This is a genomic window from Nocardia sp. NBC_01377 (assembly GCF_045040005.1).
In the GTDB taxonomy this organism is placed as follows: Bacteria; Actinomycetota; Actinomycetes; order Mycobacteriales; family Mycobacteriaceae; genus Nocardia; species Nocardia noduli.
The window spans coordinates 4,170,454-4,188,647 of sequence record NZ_CP109566.1 but is presented as its reverse complement, the minus strand read 5'-3'; the positions used below and the strand labels follow the sequence as shown (position 1 = coordinate 4,188,647).

General features: G+C 67.0%; 16 protein-coding genes. 4 read left to right on the top strand and 12 right to left on the bottom strand.

Features of this window, described 5'->3' with window-relative positions:
• Window positions 1-512: 512 nt before the first annotated feature.
• Together OG225_RS19345 and OG225_RS19340 are read left to right on the top strand one after the other, a co-directional pair.
• Window positions 513-902 (top strand): hypothetical protein, encoded by a 390-nt coding sequence (locus tag OG225_RS19345; protein ID WP_405182949.1) that lies wholly within the window; start codon window positions 513-515, stop codon window positions 900-902.
• A gap of 25 nt (window positions 903-927) precedes the next feature.
• Window positions 928-1,767: a 2OG-Fe(II) oxygenase gene (locus OG225_RS19340; protein ID WP_405182948.1), complete on the top strand. Its 840-nt coding sequence runs from the start codon at window positions 928-930 to the stop codon at window positions 1,765-1,767.
• Window positions 1,768-2,010: 243 nt separating this feature from the next.
• On the opposite strand, the gene OG225_RS19335 is transcribed toward OG225_RS19340, so the two are convergent.
• From OG225_RS19335 to OG225_RS19280, 12 genes are all read right to left on the bottom strand, one after another.
• Window positions 2,011-2,754, bottom strand: coding sequence for an SDR family NAD(P)-dependent oxidoreductase (locus OG225_RS19335; protein ID WP_405182947.1), 744 nt, complete (start codon window positions 2,752-2,754; stop codon window positions 2,011-2,013).
• On the bottom strand, window positions 2,751-3,503 hold the full coding sequence (locus tag OG225_RS19330; RefSeq protein ID WP_405182946.1) for a TauD/TfdA dioxygenase family protein: 753 nt from the start codon (window positions 3,501-3,503) through the stop codon (window positions 2,751-2,753). Before OG225_RS19330 ends, OG225_RS19335 begins: the two co-directional genes overlap by 4 nt.
• Before the next feature lie 37 nt (window positions 3,504-3,540).
• Window positions 3,541-4,098: a nuclear transport factor 2 family protein gene (locus tag OG225_RS19325; RefSeq protein ID WP_216909484.1), complete on the bottom strand. Its 558-nt coding sequence runs from the start codon at window positions 4,096-4,098 to the stop codon at window positions 3,541-3,543.
• A gap of 43 nt (window positions 4,099-4,141) precedes the next feature.
• Complete coding sequence (locus OG225_RS19320) at window positions 4,142-5,002, bottom strand: SDR family NAD(P)-dependent oxidoreductase (RefSeq protein WP_405182945.1); 861 nt, start codon at window positions 5,000-5,002, stop codon at window positions 4,142-4,144.
• Window positions 4,999-5,541: a nuclear transport factor 2 family protein gene (locus OG225_RS19315; RefSeq protein WP_405182944.1), complete on the bottom strand. Its 543-nt coding sequence runs from the start codon at window positions 5,539-5,541 to the stop codon at window positions 4,999-5,001. The genes OG225_RS19320 and OG225_RS19315 overlap by 4 nt, the downstream gene beginning before the upstream one ends.
• A gap of 12 nt (window positions 5,542-5,553) precedes the next feature.
• The gene (locus OG225_RS19310; RefSeq protein ID WP_405182943.1) at window positions 5,554-6,987 is read right to left on the bottom strand and encodes an aldehyde dehydrogenase family protein; all 1,434 of its coding nucleotides are present in this window, start codon (window positions 6,985-6,987) and stop codon (window positions 5,554-5,556) included.
• A 2-nt stretch (window positions 6,988-6,989) separates the two neighbouring features.
• On the bottom strand, window positions 6,990-8,696 hold the full coding sequence (locus OG225_RS19305; RefSeq protein ID WP_405182942.1) for a thiamine pyrophosphate-binding protein: 1,707 nt from the start codon (window positions 8,694-8,696) through the stop codon (window positions 6,990-6,992).
• Window positions 8,686-9,609, bottom strand: a complete 924-nt coding sequence (locus OG225_RS19300) for an SDR family NAD(P)-dependent oxidoreductase (RefSeq protein ID WP_405182941.1) — start codon at window positions 9,607-9,609, stop codon at window positions 8,686-8,688. Before OG225_RS19300 ends, OG225_RS19305 begins: the two co-directional genes overlap by 11 nt.
• 23 nt (window positions 9,610-9,632) lie before the next feature.
• Window positions 9,633-11,456, bottom strand: a complete 1,824-nt coding sequence (locus OG225_RS19295) for a flavin-containing monooxygenase (RefSeq protein WP_405182940.1) — start codon at window positions 11,454-11,456, stop codon at window positions 9,633-9,635.
• Between the two features lie 27 nt (window positions 11,457-11,483).
• Window positions 11,484-12,860: an aromatic ring-hydroxylating dioxygenase subunit alpha gene (locus OG225_RS19290; protein ID WP_405182939.1), complete on the bottom strand. Its 1,377-nt coding sequence runs from the start codon at window positions 12,858-12,860 to the stop codon at window positions 11,484-11,486.
• Window positions 12,861-13,000: 140 nt separating this feature from the next.
• Complete coding sequence (locus OG225_RS19285; protein ID WP_405183301.1) at window positions 13,001-14,536, bottom strand: SMP-30/gluconolactonase/LRE family protein; 1,536 nt, start codon at window positions 14,534-14,536, stop codon at window positions 13,001-13,003.
• Between the two features lie 570 nt (window positions 14,537-15,106).
• Entirely contained in the window at window positions 15,107-15,913 is an 807-nt protein-coding gene (locus OG225_RS19280; RefSeq protein WP_405182938.1) for a FadR/GntR family transcriptional regulator, read from the bottom strand.
• A 132-nt stretch (window positions 15,914-16,045) separates the two neighbouring features.
• Between OG225_RS19280 and OG225_RS19275 the strand changes: the two genes are divergently transcribed.
• Both OG225_RS19275 and OG225_RS19270 read left to right on the top strand, forming a co-directional pair.
• Entirely contained in the window at window positions 16,046-17,215 is a 1,170-nt protein-coding gene (locus tag OG225_RS19275) for an acyl-CoA dehydrogenase family protein (protein WP_405182937.1), read from the top strand.
• Window positions 17,216-17,247: 32 nt separating this feature from the next.
• A complete protein-coding gene (locus OG225_RS19270; protein ID WP_405183300.1) occupies window positions 17,248-18,192 on the top strand; it encodes an acyl-CoA dehydrogenase family protein in 945 nt (314 codons plus the stop codon).
• Window positions 18,193-18,194 lie beyond the last annotated feature (2 nt).

Genomic DNA, 18,194 nt, shown 5'->3' with positions numbered 1-18,194 from the left:
CGGGCAGCCCAAGCTGGTCGAGACCAGCCCGGACGGCAAAACTCATGAGTACAGCGTGAAGCTGGACTCGAACGGAGTCCCAGTCATCTCCAGCGAGGAGAAGAAGGACGACGACAAGTCGACCGCCGGGACGCCGTCTGCCGGGACGCCGTCTGCCGGGACGCCGAGCGGAGGGACACCGTCCGCCGGGGCACCGAGCGGGGGAACACCGTCCGAGGGAGCACCCACTGCGGGAGCACCGACCACGGGTACGCCGACCACGGGTACGCCGACCACGGGTACGCCGACCACGGGTACGCCGACCACGGGCACGCCGACCACGGGCACGCCGACCACGGGCACGCCCAACTCGGTCGTGCCGCCGGGCGGAACCAACAAGCCCGCGCAGGACGGTGAGCACACGCCGAAGACCGCCGAACAGCCCGCACCGGCACGGACCGGCGCCGAGCTGGCCGAGGCGGGCCCACTGTGACCGGTGTGCGAGAGCTGGAACTGGTGAAGAGGTAGCGGCGATGGATTACGTCAGGGAAATGGAATACGCCTTCGAGGATTTCCGGCGTCGGTCACGAGCGAACCTCGAGGAGCTCGAAGAACAACAGCGCGAGACCCGAGCGGCCTACGGCAGGGCGGTCGAACAGGCCGTGGCCGAAGAACTTCGATTCCGTGAGGAGCACGCGGAGGAAATCGAGGCGGCTCGTGTCGCGGGTGCGGAGCGCGAACGACTCGAAGCCGAGGCTCGGGCCGAGCGGGAGCGAGTCGAAGCCGAGGCGCGCGAGCAGCGCGAATCGATCGCGCGTGCGGCATCGTCACGCCAGACCCAGGGCTATGCCGCGCCGAGCGACGACGACGAGTGGGACGATCCGGACTCTCGGTACTACCGCCGCGAAAGCTGGCTCGTCTGAACCTGTGGGGGACAAGAAGATGGTTGTGAAGTTGGACAGTGACTGGCGGAACTGGCTGGCCGAGAACGTGGATCGCGGCTGCCGGGTGGAGACGATCGTCAGCGCCATGGTGGGGGCAGGCTTCGAGGAAGCCGCGGCGGATTCCGCCGTGAAGCGGGTCCTGGGAGGCGAGACCGCGCAGCCGATCGCGCGGGAGCCGAATCCCGAATACGTGTACGACGAGTGCCCGGTGTCGAGCGACAACGTCATTCACGCGCACGACCGGGATGTTCGAGTGCTGACGCGTATCCGGCGACCGCAGGTGGTCCTGTTCGGTGACGTGCTCTCGACGCAGGAGTGCGATCAAATGATCGAACGGTCGCGGCACCGGTTGAAGCGCTCGACCACCGTCAACGGCGCGACCGGCGCGGACGAGACCATCGCGAACCGCACCAGCGAGGGCGCGGTGTTCCAGCGCGGTGAGGACGAGTTCATCGATCGTCTGGACCGCAGGAGCTCGGCGCTGATGAACTCGCCGCTGGAGCACGGTGAGGGTTTGCAGATTCTTCGCTACGGCGTCGGCGGCGAATATCGCCCGCACTTCGACTACTTCCCGCCGGAGGATCCCGGCAGTTGGCAACACGTCGCGACGGCCGGGCAACGGGTCTCGACACTGATCGTCTACCTCAACGAGGTCGAGGCCGGTGGCGCGACGGCCTTTCCGGAGGCGGGCCTGTCGGTCACACCGAAGAAGGGCGACGCGCTCTACTTCCGATACCGCAATGGGGTGGGCCAGCTCGATCCGCTCACCCGCCACTGCGGCGAACCGGTGATCGCGGGGGAGAAGTGGATCATGACGAAATGGATGCGCCTGCGCGCGTTTTGAGCTCTTCGCCGCGTGGTCGGGCCGGTCCCGCCCGCCCGGCGGGACCGGCCCCAGCTGTCGAGACCGGCGTCCCGGCCCTCATGGGCATCGCGGCGTGGAATCCGCCGCGATCTTGTCCAGGGAATCGACGATCGGGCGGGCCCGATCCGTTCGTCATTGCACGCGAATCCCAGCGCGTACAAGCGGTTTCGGATCGGGCCCCGCCCGACCGGCGTCGCCCACGTTCCCCCTGGACGACGTTCTCTAGGTGTTGCGCCCGCCGTTGACACCGATGATCTGGCCGGTGATGTAACCGGCTTCCTCGCTGACCAGGTAGGCGCAGGCCGAAGCGATATCCTCGGGACGGCCGATGCGACCGACCGGGGTGCGTTCGGTCTGGCTCTCGACGTCGAAGAAGCCCCGTTCCACCGCCTGCTGCAACATGGGGGTGTCGATGAAACCCGGTGGGACGGTGTTCACGGTGATCCCGTGCCTGGCGAATTCCAAGGCGAGGGATTTGGTGAGGCCGACGACACCGGATTTGGCCGCGACATAGCTTGCCAGCCAGGCGGATCCGCTGTGCACGCTCGACGAGGAGATGGTGACGATACGTCCCCAGCGTTCCTCGATCATGCCGGGCAGCACAGCCTGGCAGCAGTCGAAGGTTCCGGTGAGATTCACCGCGAGCGACTTGTTCCACATCTCCGCGGTGACGTCGAGGAAATTGCTCTCCAGACTCAGTCCCGCGCTGGTGACCAGGATGGTCGGCCTGCCGAGTCGCGAACGTACCTCGTCGATGCCCGCGTCGATCGCGGCCCGATCGGTGACGTCGACGGCGAGGCCGACGGATTTACCGCCCGCCCGCTCGAGTTCGGCGGCCATGGTGGCGGCCGCCTCACCGTCGAGATCGAAGACGGCCACCATATTTCCGTCGGCGGCCAGCCGCGAGGCGATGGCCGCGCCGATACCCGACGCGCCCCCGGTGACGATGGCGGTGCGCGAACTCATCCGATCGCCTCCTCGCCCGCGAGGGTGGTCCGATGCATGCGGCGCGGTTCCGAACGGTCGAATTCGCAGGCGCGGTGCACCAGGCCCCTGTTGTCCCACATGACCATGTCGCCGACGGTCCAGGTGTGCCGGTACACCCGATCCGGGGCGGTCGCCCGCTGCTCGAGATCGAGCAGCAGCGCCTTGCCCTCGTCGAGGTCCATATCCACGACATGTGCCGCCGTCGCGCCGAAAACCAGTGAGCGTCTGCCATTTTCGTGGTTCCACACGAGTGGATACTCGCGCAAGGGCCAGCGCGCCCAGTCCGCCGCCTGTTTCGGCGTCGGATTCGGGTTCGCTCGGCTCTGCACTCCCGACATGCTGTGCGCGACCCGCAATTCGGCGAACCGCTGCCTCTCGGTTTCGGTCAGCGCGTCGTAGGCCGCGTAGGTGCTGGCGAATTCGGTCTCCCCGCCGACGGCGGCGATCACCCGCGCCGACATGATCGACGCCTTGGCGGGATCGAAACTGATCTCCATGACTTCGGGGTTGGCGTACTGCGGGAACTTCACCAGTTCGCCCAGTCGCCTGCCGAACGCCACCTGGGCGTCGTCGGCGTTCAGTTCGCGGAACAGCGGCACGCCGTAGGTGTCGAGCGCGTCGAGGCACCACGCGGGAATCTCGTCGTTGTTCAGCAGCCGGTCCACGTCGACGTCGAGCACTTCGATACCGACGTTGTCGCTCAGTTTCTCGAATGTGATGTCGGACATGCCTACCGTTCTCCTCGCTGTCATGCCCGCCGTGTGCTCAGGCGGGAATATGCGGTGCCCGCGTGTTGGTGAGCGGGCGGCGGTAGGACGGGTCGTCGCCGCTGCGCGACGGGGCGCCGTTCTGGTGGATATCCGGAACGTCGGCGAAGGGGATCGGCATGGTGGGCACCAGGCCGGACCACTCGATCACGTTGGTGCGCAGCGCGATACGCCATTGTCCGTCGCGCTTCTCCAGACGGTCGATGTAGCGTCCGCCCGCGATCCAGTTGCTCTCGTCGCGATTGCGTCCGACGAACAGGTAGTAGGTCTCGGTGTGGGCGGTGTCGCCGTCGAGGTCGCAGGTGTGGTTCAGCAGGTTGTGGTGGGTGGCGACCTGGCCGGTCTCGTGCATGGCAGAGGCCCAGTCGTACAGATCGGTGGGTCCGCCGACGTAGTCGCCCGCGGCGATGGTGGCGTCGGTGTGGAAGGCGGAGAGGAACAGTTCCCTGTCGAAACGGTCCATGCCGCGGCTGAATCGGGTCAGGGCATCGAGGATGTCCTGGCGGTCGAGCAGTGATTCGAGGCGGGCCTGACGGTCCGTATCGGTAGAGGTCATGATCTTCTCCCTGGTGGATCTGTGAATCGGGATGCGGGCCCGGTCATACCGGCGACCAGATCGGTGCGCCGCGAGTCGCGCGCAGCGACGGGATCACCGACCCGTCGATATCGGTGACGTCGTATTCCCGCGCGAGTTCGGCGGTGATGAACGTGCCGCCGGATCGGGCGAGCACGTCGGGATCGGAGGCCATGGCGGCGATGACGCGGCCGGGGAATTCCGGTGTGCAACTGTCCTGCGGACGGGTCGCGGACTGTCCGCTCAATCCGGGCAGCGCGGCGAGATTGCGTTGCGCGCGCTCGGTGAGCGTCAGCCCCTGCCACAGCGAGATCGAGGTCACGCCATGCGGTTTCAGTTCCACGGCCATATCCCGCGCCATCCGGTCGACCGCGGATTTCGCGGTGCCGAACACGACGCCGTAGGTGTAGGCCACGCCGGTGTACCCGGAGATCGCGACGATCACGCCGCTGCCGCGCGGTGTCATGAGACGGGCGGCGTGCCGGGCGGCCACGAAATTCGAGCGGACCCCGACGTCGACCATCTCCCAATTGGACAGCGGCTTCTCCCAGAACGGCTCGGGGGCCGTGAGGTCGTCCGGGAGCGCGAACGCGTTGTTGACCAGGATGTCGAGACCGCCCTGTTCACGCTCGACGCGTTCGAATAGGGCAGCGACCTCGTCGTCGTTCGCGTGATCGACTTTGACGGCGATTCCCTTGCCGCCCCGGCGATCACATTCACTCGCCGTCTCGGCCAGACTGCCGGGGAGCGGATGCGATCCCTGCGTGGCGGTCCGGCCGGTGAGGTAGACCGTGGCGTGCTGTTCGGCCAGGGCCAGCGCGATACCTTTACCGATACCGCGACTGGCCCCGGTGACGACAGCCACTTTGCCGGACAACGTGGTCACGAGGAAGCCCGCGTGCCGAAGAACGTCGCGCTGTGATCACCCGACGTCCGGCCGATATAGCGACGGCCGGTCAGTTCCGCACCCAGGATGCCCTTCGACCAGTCCGCCGCGTCGCCGCCTTCGCGAACCCAGTCGTAGAGCATGGTGCGTTTGGCGATGCGCCACTGACCGTCGCGTCGTTCGAAACGGTCGAGATAGCGCCCGCCGAGGGAGATATCGCGCTCGCCCTCACCCATGTCGACGCGGTGGTACGCGTCGACGTAGGTTTCGGCCAGTCCGATATCGCCATCGAGCTCGACCAGGGTCTGACCGAGCATGTGCTGGGTGAGGATCACCGCGGGCGATCCCGGCACCACCCAATTCAGATAATCGTCGAACGATCCGGAGAAAATACCGAAATCGGTCGTGGCGTCCTTCCAGAAGGACGCGGTGATGGCCACCGCGTCCCTGCGGTCCTCGCCGCGGGCCAGACGCACGATCTGCTCGCGGATGCTCTGCTTGTCGAGCAGCGCCTGCACTTCTTCGGGCACGACACTCATCTCTGTCTCGAACTATGCCGAAGTATCCGGCGCGTACCCGAGGATGCCCTTGATCTCCAGGTAGTCGTCGAATCCGAATTCGCCCCACTCGCGGCCGTTTCCGCTCTTGCGGTAGCCGCCGAAGGGCGCGCCGAAGTCGAAGGCGTCGTTGATCGTGACGTAGCCGGCGCGGATACGACGTGCCACCGCGCGTGCCTGCTCCAGATCCGCGCCCGCGACATTGCCCGCGAGACCGTATTCGGAATCGTTGGCGATCTCGACGGCCTGGTCGACGTTGTCGTATCCGAGGATGGACAGCACCGGCCCGAAGACCTCTTCGCGCGCGATCGTCATATCGTTGGTGACGTTCGCGAAGACGGTCGGCTTGACGTAGTAGCCGGTGTCGAGGCCGTCCGGACGGCCGACGCCGCCGGTGACCAGGGTCGCGCCCTCGTCGATGCCCTTCTGGATCAGCGACTGGACCTTCTCGAACTGCGCGCCCGAGACGACCGGGCCGATGACAGCGTCACCGTTGGGATCGCCGACCGTCACCTGCTCGGTCGCTTCCTTCGCCGCGGCGATGGCCTCGTCCATCCGAGCCGCCGGGACCAGCATGCGGGTGAGCGCGCTACAGGTCTGGCCGGAGTTCATCATGAGCGGGCCGATCGCGGCGCCGACGTTGGCCGCCAGGTTCGCGTCGTCGAGCACGATATTGGCGCTCTTGCCGCCCAGTTCCTGGGTGACGCGCTTGACGCTCGGCGCCGCGTTCTTGGCGACCTCGATGCCACCGCGGGTGGAACCGGTGAACGAGATCAGGTCGACATCGGGATGCGACGCCAGCGGCACACCGACACTCGGTCCGTCACCCTGCACCAGGTTGAACACGCCGGCGGGAACACCCGCGGCGTCCAGGATCTCGGCGAAGATCTGCGCGGAGAACGGCGACTGCTCCGAGGGCTTGAGCACCACGGTGCAGCCGACCGCGAGGGCCGGGAACACCTTGACGGCGATCAGGCTCAGCGGCCAGTTCCACGGGGTGATGAGCCCGCAGACACCGATCGGCTCCTTGGCGATCAGCGTGGCGCCACGCTGCTCCTCGAAGGAGAAGTTCTCCAGGATGCCGATCGCGGTACCGAGATGTCCGGCAAGGAGATCGAGCTGGAAGCCGTTGGCGAGCGCGGCGGGCGCGCCCATCTCCTGGGTCAGTGCCGCGCCGAGGTCGTCGCGGCGTTTGCCGAACTCCTCGTCGATGGCGCGCAGCACCCTGAGCCGTTCGTCGATCGAGGTCGCCGACCAGGTGGTGAACGCCGCGCGGGCGGCCGTCGCGGCACGGTCGACATCCTCGGCCGTGCCCTGTGCGACGCGACCGAAGACCTCTTCGGTGGCCGGATTCACCACGTCGAAGAATTCGGTGCCAGCGGGCTCGACCCACTTGCCGCCGATGTAGAACGTTGTCAGATCACTCATGACTACTGTGTCCCTTCCGCGTACCACGTGCGGAACTCGTCGTAACTGGGCATTTCTTCCGAGTTCGCCTTGGGGTCGACGGCCACGTGGATCAGGCCCGGCTTGCCGCTGGCGTACGCCCGCTTGATGGCCGGTGCGATGTCCTCGTCGCGTTCGACGTACTCGCCGTAGCAGCCGAAGCCCTCGGCGACCTTGTCCAGTCGCGTCTCGGTGCCCCAGTGCACGCCGGTCTCGAGCGAGCCCTGACCGAAGGTGCGCTTGTAGACGCCGACCTCGAGGCCCCACGCGTAGTCGACAGCGACCACGACGACCAACGGAAGTCCTAGCCGCACAGCGGTTTCCAGCTCCGCGATCTGGAACTGGATCGACGAGTCACCGGTGACGAGCATGACCGGACGCTTGCGGCCCTCGGCGACCGAGGCGCCGACGGCGTAGGGCAGACCGGTGCCGAGGTGACCGAAGTTCTGGTTCCAGATCACGTCGTGCGGCTTGGCCTGGGAGTAGGTCCAGCCGAAGATCGTGGTGGCGCCACCGTCACGGACCATGATGCCGTCGGCCGGGAACGCCGTGGTGGCCTCCACGATCAGACGCGCGGGGTGCACGGGGGTCATCCCGGACGGCGCGGTCTCGGCCAGTTCGGCCAGACGCGCGGCATCCTGTTCGATCCAGCCTGCCAGCTCCGGCGTCGCGGTGCGCGGGGTGTCCTTCAGCGCCTCGACCAGCTGCGGGACGACGGCACGGAGGTCGCCGACCAGCGGAACGTCGATCGGGCGGTTGACGCCGAACGCGTACGGATCCTGTTCGATCAGAATCCATTTGCGGTTCGCCTCGTTCGCGACCCAGTGCCGACCGCGACCGTAGTGCACCGGCTCACCGAGTTCGGTGCCGATGGCCAGGCACAGATCCGACTGCACGACCGCCTCGACCGCCGAGGGCGAGAAGCCGTACGGGAAGGTGCGATCCTCGAGGCCCTCGATGTAGGAGGTGCCGCCGGAGGTCTGGATCACCGGGCAGGCCATCGCCTCGGCCAGCGCCCGGACCGACTCACCGGAGCGGGTGGTGTGCACACCGTGTCCGACCAGCAGCACCGGCTGCTTCGCGGCACGGATCAGTTCCACGGCTTCGGCGATCACGTCGGCGCCCGCGGTCTGTCCGACCAGGCGGTAGCGCGACGGCGGCACCGGATCCGGCACATCCAGCTCTTCGAGGATGACGTGCGACGGGTATTCGATGTAGACCGGTCCCGGGGTGCCGCCGAGCGCCTTGCGCAGGCCCTCGCGGATGATCTCGTCGGTCTGGTCCGCGTATTCGATGCTGGCGGAGTACTTCACCGACGGCTCGAACAGCGCGGCCTGCTTGACGAACTGGATCCGTCCGCGGCGTACCCGCTGCTCGGTGATCCTGGCGCGCTGACCGCCCAGGAAGATCACCGGCGAATTCTCGACCTTGGCGCACATCATCGCGCCCGCGAGGTTGGCCACACCCGGGCCGAGGGTGCCGATGCAGACCGCGGCCTTACCGGTCATCCTGGACACGGCCTCGGCCATGAATCCGGCGGATTCCTCGTGATGGGGTGCGATGACATTCCAACCGCGTTCTTCGGCGAGATGGAACATGTGCACGAAGTTCGGATCGGGGATACCGAAAATCGTGTTGATGCCCTCCGCTTCGAATAGCTGGAGAATGCGTTCGTAAACTTTAACCGACATGCTGGCCTGCCTCCGTGGCTAGCGCGAAACTCTTCGTTAGGTGTTCTACGTGTCCTGTGGTCGCGGGGAAGACCCACGAATCCGCGGTGTCGCGGATCGCATCGATCTGCTCGCCGACCTGCTCGATGGACCATGAGGGTCGATAGACCCCCGGGGTCTCGGCGATATACGCCCGCGCCACCCGACCCCCGACGGCCACCAGCATTTCGCCTGTGACCGAACAGGTTTCGTGAGCGAGCCAACCGACGGTCGGCGCGATCAGCTCCGGACCCATCGGCGGGTAGGCCGAGGTGTCGAGTCCGTCGGCCAGCCGGGTCACCGCGGCGGGCACGATGATATTGCTGCGCACACCGGATTCGGCGCCCTCGAGCGCGATCACATTGGACAGACCGATCATGGCCGACTTCGATACCGCGTAATTCGCGACGCCCTGATTGCCGTACAACCCGCCGATAGACGAGGTGAGCACGACGCGGCCGTAGCCTGCGTCGGCCATCAACGGAAACGCCGGGCGAACGACATGGAACGCCCCGCGCAGGTGGACATCGAGTACCGCGTCGAAATCCTCGTAACTCAGCTCGCGCAGCGAGCCGTAACGGACATTGCCCGCGTTGTGCACGAGGATATCGATCCGGCCGAAATTCTCGATGGCCGATTCGATGATCGCACGGCCGCCTTCGGGGGTCGCCACCGACTCCGTGCACGCGACGGCGATACCGCCCGCCGCTTCGATCTCCGCCACCACCTCGGCGGCGGCGTCCACTTCGACACTGTCGCCGCGCACGCTGCTACCGGGGTCGTTGACGATCACCTTGGCGCCACGTGACGCGAGCAGCAGGGCGTATTCACGCCCGAGCCCGCGTCCCGCGCCGGTGATCACGGCAACTCGATCGTCGAATCTGAGTTCCGGCACTGGATCTCCTCCTTCTGCGATCGTCACTTGTCCAGGACGAGGCCCTGGTGGTCTCCCGCGTCGCGCCACGCCTGGAACAGGTCCTCGAGGGCGTAGAAGCCGGGCCAGTACGGGTCACCGAGGTGCGACTTGATGGTCTTCTCGCCCTCGTTGTTGTAGTAGCCGGGCGTGCACTCGCGCTGGAAGGTCGTGTTGTCGACCGCCGACTCGCGGATGGTGGTGCACCATTCCTCGACCGCTTCCGCGGTGGGTTCGACCGTGGCGGCACCGGTTTCGTACGCCTTCGACAGGATGTAGGCGATGTGGTTGGCCTGCTGGTCGAACATGTCGGTGGTGCTCGCGGTCACGCCGCCCTGGATGAACCCGGTGAAGAACACGTTCGGGAATCCGCGGGTGGTGAGGCCGTGCAGGGTCTTGTAGCCGCCCGCCCAGTGCTCGTAGAGCGAGAGGCCGTCGCGGCCGGTGAACGGCGCGATGCCCAGGCGACGGTCCAGATCGGTGGTGATCTCGAAACCGCTGGCGAAGATGATGACATCGACTTCGTGCTCGACACCGTCGGCGATGATGCCCTTGGCCGTGATGCGTTCCACGCCTTTGGACTTGGACACATCGACCAGGGTCACGTTGTCGCGGTTGAAGGTCGGCAGGTAATCGTCGTTGAAGACGGGCCGCTTGCACAGGAACCGGTAGTAGGGCTTGAGCGCCGCCGCGGTCGCGGGATCCTTCACGATCTCGTCGACGCGGTTGCGGACCCGCTCCATCGCCTTGTAGTCCTCGGCTTCGCGCAGCTCCATGAACTTCTCGGGAGTCAGCGTCGCCCACTGGCCGGTGGCGCTGATATGCGCCTCCAGGTTGCGGCTCACCTCGGTCCAGCCGTCGCAGATCAGGTCTGCCTGGCCCGGGGCGAACGCCTCGAAGGCCGCGGTGTGGAAGTTACGCTTGCGCTCACGGGTCCAACCCGGCTGCACCGTGGCGGCCCAATCCGGATCGGTGGGCACATCGCCGCGCTCGTAGACGTAGGACGGCGTGCGCTGGAAGACGTAGAGGTGCTCGGCCGATTTCGCGAGGTGCGGAATCACCTGGATGCCACTGGCGCCGGTGCCGATCACGGCGACCTTCGTGTCGGCCAGCTTGTCGAGGCCGCCCTTCAAACTGCCGCCGGTGTACTCGTAATCCCAGCGAGCGCTGTGGAAGGTGTGCCCTTCGAACTCCGAAATGCCCGGAATGCCAGGCAGTTTCGGCTTGTTGAACGGACCCTGCGCCATGATGACGTAGTGCGCGCGGATGTTGTCGCCACGGTTGGTGCCGACATTCCAGAGCTTGGTCGCCTCGTCCCATTCCAAGGAGGTCGTCAGCGTGGAGAAGATCGCGCGCTCGTAGAGGTTGTAGTGCTTGCCGATGCGCTGCGCGTGCTCGAACGCCTCGTCGCCGCGGGCGTACTTCTCCTTCGGCATGTAGCCGGTTTCCTCGAGCAGCGGCAGGTAGGCGTAGCTGTCGGTGTCGCACTGGATGCCGGGGTAGCGGTTCCAGTACCACGCGCCGCCGAAATCGCCCGCCAGCTCGATGATCCGGAAGTCGGTGACGCCCGCCTCTTCCAGCCGGGCCGCGGCGATCAGGCCTGCCCACCCGCCGCCGAGGATCGCCACACCGATCTCGGCGTCGATCGGTTCCCGCGGAACGACCGTGGTGTACGGGTCGCCCTCGTAGAACTCCTTGAACCCCTCTTCGGTGACCAGGTACTGGCCCTGGCCCTCCGTGCGCAGACGCTTGTCGCGTTCGCCGAGGTACTTCGCCCGAAGTGCGTCGATATCGACCTCGGGGGTCTGCGTGGGTGCGCAGTCAGTCATGCGGGTTTCCTTGCTGGGTGTGGTGATTCAGACGAGGTCGTGTGGTTCGCCGGTACCCATGTACTGGGCCAGGCCGTGGTGGAGGTTGACCACGCTGCGTTCGCGATAGGGATTGGGTTTGGGACCGGAGAAGCCCCTGGACTTCATGCCCTGCTGGACCGCGGCCATATTGTCGAAATCCTGGGGGAGCACGGTGCGCCACCCCGGGTCGCCGACGGGGGTGTATTCCCATTCGGTCTCGGGTTCTTGCCCTTCGGGGAAGAGTTCGAAGACCGCGGCCTCGAAGACGCACTTGTCCGGGTCGGCGCCGAAGGGCCGGAACCGGTAGCAGAGCATGTTGTTGACCGCGTGCCCGATCTGGAAGTTCGGGAAGATCTGCCAGGCGGTGCCCGCCTTGGCCACGACGTCGGGTTCCACCTTGGGCCAGTCGACACCGCGGGCCTGATCTTCGGCACGAGAGGTCTCGAGCCAGTAGCGCAGCACCTCGGCACTGGGTGTGCCTTCAGGCAGTTCGTCGACGAGGCGGTTGGCGACGTCGACGAGGGTGCGGGTGGTGTTGGTGTTGGCGTTCTCCCAGGTGAAATTCTGCAGGGTCGCCGTGGAGATACGGGCGTCGGCACCGCCGCCGACGCGCAGCTTGGCCTGGTTCTCTTCCATGCCCTTGGGCGCGTCGTAACCGATGTTGCTGTGCTTGCCCTGCTGGCGGGCCCACCCCAGGAAGCTACCGAAATTCGTGAATTCCGGGTGGGTGTAGGGGACGTGGTAGGTCTCCATGAAGGCTTCGAAGGCGACTTTCCAGTTGCAGTCGAAGGTCAGCCATTTGCGCCAGCGGTAGCGCATCTTCTCGAGTTCGAAATGCTCGAGCAGGCTCGCGGCGGGCTCGAGGTAGTCGCGCAGCGGTTCGGCCTCGGGGTCCATGTTGATCCAGACCCAGCCGCCCCAGGTGTCGACCTTCACGTGGTTGAGGCCGTCGTTGCGTTCGGTGAGTCCGCAGGTCCAGTCCTCGCGTTCGGCGACGAAGGTGTTGTTGCCTTCGAGGTCGTAGCGCCAGCCGTGGAATCCGCAGATGAACTGGCGGGCTTGCCCGCGCGCGTCGTGCGCTCCAGCCGGGGTGTCGACCAGGCGGCGGCCGCGGTGGGCGCAGACGTTGTGGTAGGCGCGGATGGTGTCGGGGGCGGTGCGGACCACGATGATCGAGTCGTTCACGACCTCGTAGGTCAGGAAGTCACCGACCTTGGGGATCTCCTCCACGCGGGCGACCTGCTGCCAGACCTTGGCCCAGAGCTTGTCGCCCTCGGCTTTGGCGTATTCCGGGGATATGTATGCCTCGACACCGATCGACATCGGAGTCGACAGGGGTTCCGTCGTGGTGGTCTCGGTGATGTTCTCAGCGGTTTCGGTCATGACATCCTCCTGGTGGAAACCGTGGTGTCAGTAGGTGGTCGCGGCGCGGTGGCTGGTCCGGCCGGTGTTCTCTCTCGATAGCCCGGCAGCGGGGAACAGGCTTTTCGCGTTTCTGTTCCCCGCCGTCGGTCATCGGTGGCTCATGCCTCCTCGCGCAGGACGAGCACGCTGCCCTCGGCGTCGGCCGAGATGTAGACGGTGCCGTCCGGTGCGGCGGTGATACCGGCGAACGGACCCATCGGGCCCGAGAACGGCGGGGTGCCCTGGAGCGGCTTGGCGACGACACCGTCGGGGGTGCCGACCGGCAGGTTGGTCGCCAGCGTCGCGCGCACCTTGGTCTCGAGGTTGAAGCTGATCAGAGCCTTGAGGCCGACATCGACGATGAGCAACTGCTTGCCGCGCACCAGAATGCCGTGCGGGGTCTCGAGGCCGTCGACGACGGTGTCGACACCGCCCGCGCCGACCGAGACGATGCGTCCGGCACCGGACTCGGAGACCAGGATCGCGTTGTCCGGGCCGAGCGCGACGCCGATCGGGCGTTGCAGCCCGGACGCCAGCACCTCGGTCTGTCCGCCGCGCACCGAAATCGCCTGCCCGGTGCCCGCGTCGACCGCGACGACGGAGCCGTCCGACGCGACCGCGATGCCGTACAGCTGGTCGAAGCCGTCGGCGATCAGCCCGGTCTCCGGCTCCGTGCCGTGCTTGTAGGTCACGATCTGCCCGGTCGAGGTGGTGCCGACGAACTCGTTGACGCCGGTCGCGACGACGCCGCGCACGTAGCCCGGGCTGTTCAGGCTGAACAGCGAGGCGACCACCGAAAGCTTGCCATCGCGGAACTCGTGGAAGTAGGTGCCGTCCGCGACGTAGAGCGTGCCGTCCGGGCCGACCGTGAGGTCGAGCGGCCACAACAGCCCGCCCGGCAGGATCGACTTGCTCTCGCCGCCGCCGAGCACCTCGGTGATGGTGCCGTCGAAATTGGAGACGAAGAGCCTGCCGTCGACGAAGGTGCAGTTGTCCAGGCCGGGTTCGAGCTGGGCCAGCACCTCGCGGTTGCCGGTGCGCGGATCGATGCGCAGCACCTGCCCGGTGCCCGCCTGGGTGGAGACGATGAACCCGGCGGCGTCGAACTTCACCGAGTCCGGCCCGGCCAGATCGCCGATGACCCGCTCCGGCGTCCCGCCGTTCGGGTCGATGCGCCAGATGTCGTTGGTGCCCATCACGGGGTAGTAGAGCAGCCCGTCCGGGCCGACCTCCATGGCGTTGGGCATCGGCAGGTTGTCCTGGAGCACCACCGGGGCACTGCCGTCGAGCGGCACCTCCATGAGCCTGCCGCCGATGCGGCACTCGTTGACGAAGAGCCTGCCGTTGTACACGGTGATGCCGTTGGCGCCGGGCAGATCGTCGCGCAGTACCCGGCTGGTGCCGTCGGGGCTGCGCACGCTCACCCGCGCGTCCATGTACTCGGTGGCGATGAGGTTGCCCGCGGGGTCGAAGGCCATGTCGTCGGGGGCGATGATGTCGCCGCCTTTGGCGCTGATGGTCTCGAGATCGCCGGTGGTGATGTCGAGGGCGCTGATCGTGCTGCCCACCACCTGGGCGACGTAGATGCGGTTATCAGGTCCGGTGCGCAGGCCGTTCGCGCCGAACAGTCGGCTCGGCGGTGTGAGCCGTTGGATGCTCACACCCTCTGCGGTGGTGATGGACGTGGTGCTGCTGTAACGCGCCCCTCGAGTCAAGGTGGGGCCCTCCGATGCGGTGAGAAGTCCGATATTCGCGTTGCGGCACTGCCCGGACCCGGCGGCGCCGTGGGGCGGGATTCCGATGGGGGCAAGTGCAGGACCGCGTGTCGTGGGTCACGCTACTTCAATCCTCACAAGGATAGCAATACTTGAACAATTGCTTACCGGTGGGTAATTTGCCGCGGGCTGTCGATGACGCCTCGAAGCGGCGTGAAGCGGTCGTGCCGCCGAGCGGAGACGAGGTGTCGCCCGTCTCGCTGCTGGATTGAAATATGTTGTACTGCAAGCAGATAGCCGCACACAACGACCCCTCGGCGGTGTCGGCCCGCACCGACCCGGTCGGTAGGTGCCGACCGGTGCCCGGGTCTACCCGAGCATACGCCTGAAACACGATTGGAAACGCTGATTTCACTGGGATGAGAACATGATTATCCTAGGCCGTTCGCGGCGTCCAGCAAGGAAAACGCGACTTCAGCGGGGGTGCGATGGAATTCGTGACGCGGTGCGTCAGATCCGGGAACGCAGCCCGGAGTGCGCGGCGAGACGCGCGCCCGCCGACGCGGCGTTGACCACGCCGTCGTCGAAGCGTTCCAGCACGAGTGCCTGGGTGGCGGCCAGGTGGGTGCGATACAGCCGCTCGGCCTCGGCCGCTCGGCCCGCCGCGATCTCGGTGACGATGCGCTGGTGGGTGCGCACCACCGCGGCGGCCTCGTCCCCGGAGGGATATTCACCGCGTCGGGTGAGCGCCTCCGCCCAGGCCTCCTCCTGCGCAGACCACAGCGTGACCAGGGTGCTGACCACGTATCGGACGGTGAGATTGGGGGTGTTCTGGACGATGAGGTCGTGGAATTCGCGCGCGGTGTGGGTGAAGGCCATGCCGTCGGCCACGAGTTCGGCGGATTTCTCGACGTTCTCGGCGAGAACGGGCACCACGGTGTCGGCGCGATCGGGCCGTTCGGCGCATTCGGCCGCGCACAGCGGCTCCAGCATGCGCAGTCCCGCGGCGAGGTCGCCGAGCGTGACGCGAGCGCCCTGGAGGGCCAGGCCGAGGTGATACGCTGCGGAAGTCGCGTCGGGACGGTGTACTTCGGCGCCTCCGACATTGCCGCGCCTGACCGTGACCAGGCCTTCTGTCTCCAGGATGCGCAATGCCTCGCGGATCGAGGGATAGCTGACACCGAAATCCTGTACCAACTGGTCCTGGGTGGGAAGTCGGTAGTTCTCGTCACCCGCGAGGATGCGCGTGCGTAGCTCGGCGGCGACGGTTTCGGCGATGCGGCGCTGCGGCACCCGGCCGCGTTTGGCCGTGGTCATGCGGACCGTCGCGAGTTCGTCCGATTCGTTCGAACGCAGGTGGCCGTATCCGTCATGGCGGCAGTCTAGTCATCAACCGGCTGACCATTCAAATATTGCTATCCTTATGAGGATTGAAGTAGTGTGCGCCACATGGACTTCACGATGGGTGGGTCCGCCGCAGAACTCCGGCGAGAACTGCGGCGGCTGATTGCCGAGGAGGTCCCCGCCGATTATCTCGGCGCGTTCACCGACAATCCCTCGGATCTGGCAGTGGCCCAGCGTTTCTGCCGGGTACTGGCCGAACACGGACTGCTCTGCGCGGCCTGGCCGGAGGATTTCGGCGGTGGTGGCGCCTCGGTGTGGGAACAGACCGTCGTCCGCGAGGAGATGTGGGCACACCACGAACCGCGCGGCGCACAGTACATGGGTGTCAACTGGGTCGGCCCGACACTCATGCGGCACGGTACCGCCGACCAGCAACGCAAACATCTGCCGCCGATCGCGCGCGGCGAGGTGATCTGGTGCCAGGGCTTCAGCGAGCCGGATTCCGGCTCGGACCTCGCCTCGTTGCGCACCGCGGCCCGCCGTGACGGCGACGGATGGCGAATCTCCGGACAGAAGATCTGGACCTCCTACGCCTCGATGGCGCAGTGGTGCTTCCTGCTGGCCCGCACCTCGACCGGCGCGCGCAAACAGCAGGGCCTGACGGTCTTCCTCATCCCGATGTCGGATCCCGGCATCGAGGTGCGGCCGATCAAATCCATGCTCGGACCGCACCACCTCAACGAGGTCTTCTTCGACGGCGTCCGCGCCACCGAGGCCGATGTCCTCGGCACGGTCGACGAGGGCTGGTCGGTGGTGCAGGAAGTGCTCGCCTTCGAACGCGTCGGCATCGCCCGCTACGCCCGCTGCGACCGCCTGCTCTCCGCCGCCCCCGATGTGCTCGGCGAACGCTGGGACACACTGCCCGCGGAATTGCGCGTGCGCTGGGCGAAGACGCTGGTCCGGGCCAGGCGCGCCAGGTTGCTCGCCTACCAGGTGGTCTCCATGCAGGCCACCGGCCGGGTCGTGCCCGGCGACGCCGCCGCCTACCGGATCGCGGTGACCACACTCGATCAGGAGAGCGCGAGCGTGCTCACCGAACTCGCCGCGTTCGTGCCGAGTGAGGGTGAAGCCCAGCGGCAGTTCCGGCGCGCGGTGGACGATCACTGGCGCTACGCGAACGCGGCGACCGTCGCGTCGGGAAGTATCGAGATGCAGAAGATCCTGCTCGCTCGCTCACTGCTGAGCGCGCCCCGCCTGTCCGGGGAGGCCGCATGACCACCGCGCCCTTCCCTTCCGACGGTCATGCCATGACCATCGAATTATCCGACGAGGCACAGGAATTCGGTAGGCAGGCGTTGCGCGCGCTGCGCGCCGCAGGCGGCGACGAACTGGTGCAGGCCGCCGAATCGGAACCCGCGCGCAGGCACGAACTCGTCGCCCCGGTGCTCGACGCGCTCGGCGCGTGGGATCTGGAGCCGCGCCGCGATCCGGAGGAATTGGAAGCGGCCGCGGCGCTGTGCCGCAGCGCGGGCTACTGGGCGACGCCGTACCCGGTCGCCGAGCGGCTCGCCCGTCCGATCGGCATGGACGTCGACGGCCTCGTCGTCGTCGCCGGTGACGAACCCACCGCCGCGTTGGCCGGGGTGGATCTGCGCTGGGCCGCGGTGACCCTGGAGGGCGCGCGCGGCGAGATCACCGTGCTGCCGTCGAGCGAATCCGCGCGCTACTCCGCGTTCACGACCGGTGTGCGGGTGCGCCCGGTCGACACCGAAGGCGCCGCCGATGTCGCGCTGGCGCTGGTCCTGCCCTGCTGGACGCTGCTCGGCATGCTGGATCGCGCGATCGAATCGGCCCGCGAACACGTGCTCGTGCGCGAACAGTTCGGCAAACCGCTGGCCGAATTCCAGTCCGTGCAGTTCCAGCTGACCGATGCCGAAGTCGACCGGCGCGGGGTCGACATGCTCGCCAGGTACGCGCTGTGGAGTATCCAGGCCGGCCGTGAGGACGCGCTCATCGACGCGCTCTCGCTGCGCTCGGCGATACTCGACGCGGCCGACACCATCTTCCGCGCCGCGCACCAACTGCACGGCGCCACCGGCTTCTGCGACGAGACGCCGCTGTCGTGGCTCTCGCGCTACAGCCTGCCGCTGCGACGTTTGCCCTTCGCCTCCATCGGCACCGACGAAGCGCTGGCCGCCCACATGGGCCGCCGCGGGCCCGCGGGACTTTTCACCCAGATCGGGGGAGTGTGAGT